This window comes from Silvanigrella sp. (assembly GCF_044369315.1).
In the GTDB taxonomy this organism is placed as follows: domain Bacteria; phylum Bdellovibrionota_B; class Oligoflexia; order Silvanigrellales; family Silvanigrellaceae; genus Silvanigrella.
This window is the reverse complement of record NZ_JBIPMD010000276.1, coordinates 1-4,093: the sequence shown is the minus strand read 5'-3', so window position 1 is coordinate 4,093 and position 4,093 is coordinate 1. Positions and strand designations below refer to the sequence as shown.

The window sequence follows — 4,093 nt, the reverse complement described above, 5'->3', positions numbered from 1 at the left end:
GAGCAATTTAGCTCCCTCGCTGGATAATTGCGCCTAGAGGGGACATTCTTGAAAAGTAACAACCCAATCTTTCGTAGCTCCTAATTATTTGCAACAGAACCAAAGATTTTATGCAAATTTACATTACCCCAAGTCAGAACCTAGGAATAAAAAAAATAGAGGGAGGCGAGAATAAACCCAATGGTTTATTTGAAAACATAGAAAAAGAATTTATCAAAAGCACTGCGGATGGGCTTTTGTATTTAGCAAAACAAAATAAGCAACAATGGCAAGAGGAAACCTTTTTATACTGGCTCGATTTTATCAATCACTATTTATATCGATTGTGTGTTTATGATGGCAATCAGTCTAAACAAATTCATGTTCTAGTTGATGAACAATTCCTATCTGAAAAAATAGAAAGCCTTCCTCCCATGATAGGAGGAGAGTATTTAAATTTTTCTGGATTGATGAAGATTTGGTATGAAATAAATTTTAAGGTAAGTGAAACATTAATAAAAGAAGGTTTAAGCTTGGATCTTTATATAAGCCAAGCTTTTCCTCATTGGGATACAGTTGGAAAAGTATATTTTCATTTGGCAGAAAATAAAACAAACCCAGAATGGCCTTTTGCATTCCTTGTTACTTATTCAACAAAGCTGAATGAAAAAGCGAAGCCCAAGCATTTGCCTTTAGGCAGTGCGATAGAAAATGCTACTAGTGAAAAAAATAAAAAGTTAATAAGAAATATTTTGCAACCCTTGCAAAATATTTCTGTGGAATGTGATTTTATAAAGGGATTGCTTGATAGGAGAGAGATATTTCAACCGCAAATATGGAGTCCTTCCCAAGCATTTTCTTTTTTAAAAAATACACACATATATGAAAAACACGGAGTTGTGGTTCGTATTCCAAATTGGTGGAATCCTAAGAAACCTATCAAACCACAAATTAAAGTTACACTTGGAGAAGAAGAACCAAGCTATGTTGGTATTCATTCCCTTTTAAATTTTCAAATAGATCTTTGTTTAGGAGATTCTTCGCTTACTGAAGAAGAAGTTTTTGCAATCATGAATGCAAAATCTCAATTCGTTAATTTACGCGGAATTTGGGTAGAAGTTGATAAGGAAAAATTAAAAGAAGTTTTGAACCATTGGAAATCGGCGTTAAAAGCTACAAATGAAACGGGAGTTTCGTTTTTACAGGGGATGCGTTTGCTTGCTGGAGCTTCTCTTGCAAAAGATGATGAGAAATCAAATTCATTGTCTGATGATCTTCGAAGTTGGACTTCAATAACAGCTGGTAAATGGTTTGATGAGATATTAAATGGGTTACGTTCACCAGAAAATAATAAATTTATTTCCCCTAATTTTGAAGAAAAATTAAATGCCACTTTACGTCCCTATCAAAAATCAGGAGTAAATTGGCTTTGGCTTTTATACAATTTAAAACTTGGGGGGTGTCTTGCTGATGACATGGGACTTGGCAAAACAATTCAAGTCATTTCACTTCTTTTATGCATTAAAGAAAGCAGAAAAAAATCAAAACCTTCTCTTCTTATTGTTCCTGCTACTCTCATAGGAAATTGGAAAGCAGAGATTTCAAAATTTGCGCCAAGCATCTGTTACTTTATTGCGCATACATCTGAAATGGAAAAAATGAATCAAAATAATTTTGAACAAGATTTAATAGATGATTATGATGTTATTATTACAACTTATTCTTCTTTAAATAGGACTTCTTGGCTACAAAGTTGTGAATGGGATCTGGTTATTTTAGATGAGGCACAAGCTATTAAAAATCCGGCTGCAAAACAAACTCTTGCTTGTAAACAATTTAAATCTAAGATGCGTCTTTCTTTAACAGGGACTCCTGTAGAAAATAATCTAATTGACCTCTGGTCCATTCTTGATTTTTCTTGCCCAGGATTGCTTGGAAATATAAAAGAATTTTCAATATATTCTAAGAAAATAAAACAGCAGTCAGCAAAGTTGGAAGAAAATGTTTATAGGCCTCTTAGACAACTTGTAAAACCTTATATTTTAAGAAGGTTAAAAACCGATCCTAAAATTATTTCCGATCTTCCTGATAAAACAGAGCTTAAAACTTATTGTCACCTTACTCTCAAACAAATTTCATTTTACAATCAAGCCGTTTCTGAGCTTGCCCAAAGCTTGCAAGGGCTTGATGGGATTAAAAGACAAGGTATTATTTTTTCCTATATAAATCGATTTAAGCAGATCTGCAATCACCCTGATCAATGGTTAAAAGAAGGAGAATATGATCTTCTTCAAAGTGGAAAATTCATACGTTTGAAAGAAATTTTAACTAAAATTGCTGAAAAACAAGAAAAAGTTTTAATTTTTACCCAATATAAAGAAATTATAGATGTTCTTAATGAAGTAGCTCAAAGTATTTTCAATCAAGAAGGTCTTCTCCTTCATGGAAGCATAGCAATTAAAAAAAGAAAAGAATTGGTAGATAATTTTCAAAGTGAATTTGGTTCTCCTTTTTTTATTCTTTCATTAAAGGCGGGAGGAACGGGATTAAATCTTGTTGCAGCTAATCATGTGATTCATTTTGATAGGTGGTGGAACCCTGCAGTAGAAAATCAAGCAACAGATAGAGCATTTCGTATAGGACAAAAGAAAAATGTTCTTGTGCATAAGTTTATTTGCCAAGGAACAATTGAAGATAAAATAGATTCTATGATAGAAGACAAAAAATTTCTTTCAAATGAAATTTTAGAGGGGGATTCTCAGATTTCAATTACATCACTTTCCAATGAAGAAATTATCAAACTTGTTTCTCTTGATATCAATAAAGCAATGGGTGATGAAACTTCTGAAAAATAATGATGTTTTATTTAATAGAAAGGAAAAATGAATGAGTTTTTGGGGGCCCTATATTTCACAAGCTGAAAGGAAAAAACAAGCGAAAAAGAAAGTAACAGTTCTTCAAAAAAAAGGAATTCAGGTGGATCCTGTTGTCATTGAAGGAAGGGCTATTGCAAAAACTTTTTGGGGAAAATCATGGTGCGACAATTTAGAAAACTATAGTGATTATGAAAATCGACTTCCACGAGGAAGAACTTATGTACGCAATGGCTCTGTAATTGATCTTAAAATAACCGCTGGAAAACTTCTTTCACTTGTTAGTGGTTCTGATATTTATAAAGTTCAAATTGATATAAAACCCATTCAGCATGCGAGATGGGATTCTTTAGTTCAAAACTGCAATAAAAAAATTACTTCTGTATTTGAACTTCTTCAAGGGAAATTTTCTAAATCTGTAATGGAAATTGTAACAGAAAAAAAGAATGGTTTATTTCCTCTTCAAAATGATCTGAAATTCTCTTGTTCTTGTCTTGATTTTGCAAGTATGTGTAAACATGTTGCGGCTACCTTATATGGAGCAGGAGCGCGCCTTGATGAAAAGCCAGATCTTCTTTTTATTCTTCGGGGTGTGGATAGCAATGATTTAATAACTTCTGTTGATGTAAATAAATTTACAAATAAATCAAATAATTCAAAAATAAAATCAGAAGATATTTCTAAGTTATTCAATATCGATCTAGAAGAAAAAAAAGATACCAAAATAAAAAATAAAAAAGAACCTCAGGAAAAATCAAGAAAAAATAATGAAAAAAAATTGTCAAAGAAAAAGTCAATAATAAAAAAAGAATCACTAAAAAAAACAATGCCTAGAAAGAATAGTAAAAAGAATCCTGCAGGATTAATGAAAAAAAGCAAATAAAATTTTTAAATGTTTGAGGAATTTAAAAAAAGTATCTGTTTTTCTAGAACTACGAATGAAGGTTCTATCGCAGAAATAAATTAATTAAAACTTATTCAGATAAATCAAGTCAATCGTCGTCTTCTTGCAATTATCCAGCAAGAGCTACTTTGTGCGGAATAGAACTTCATCACATGCTTAGAAAAGGTCAGCATAAAATAATTCACAATAAACCTATCTGGGAGCAATTTTGGGTTCTGTTGCAAATAATTAGGAGCTACGAAAGATTGGGTTGTTACTTTTCAAGAATGTCCCCTCTAGGCGCAATTATCCAGCGAGGGAGCTAAATTGCTCCCAAATAGGCAAATGACTTTTAAAT

Annotated in this window: 2 protein-coding genes; both read left to right on the top strand. The window is 32.1% G+C overall.

All coding sequences use genetic code 11. The annotated features are described in order from the left end of the window. The first annotated feature begins 110 nt into the window (after positions 1-110). Entirely contained in the window at positions 111-2,834 is a 2,724-nt protein-coding gene (locus ACIQ56_RS15325) for a DEAD/DEAH box helicase (protein WP_397601918.1), read from the top strand. Between the two features lie 31 nt (positions 2,835-2,865). Further along, the gene (locus tag ACIQ56_RS15320) at positions 2,866-3,735 is read left to right on the top strand and encodes a hypothetical protein (protein WP_397601917.1); all 870 of its coding nucleotides are present in this window, start codon (positions 2,866-2,868) and stop codon (positions 3,733-3,735) included. Positions 3,736-4,093: the final 358 nt, after the last annotated feature.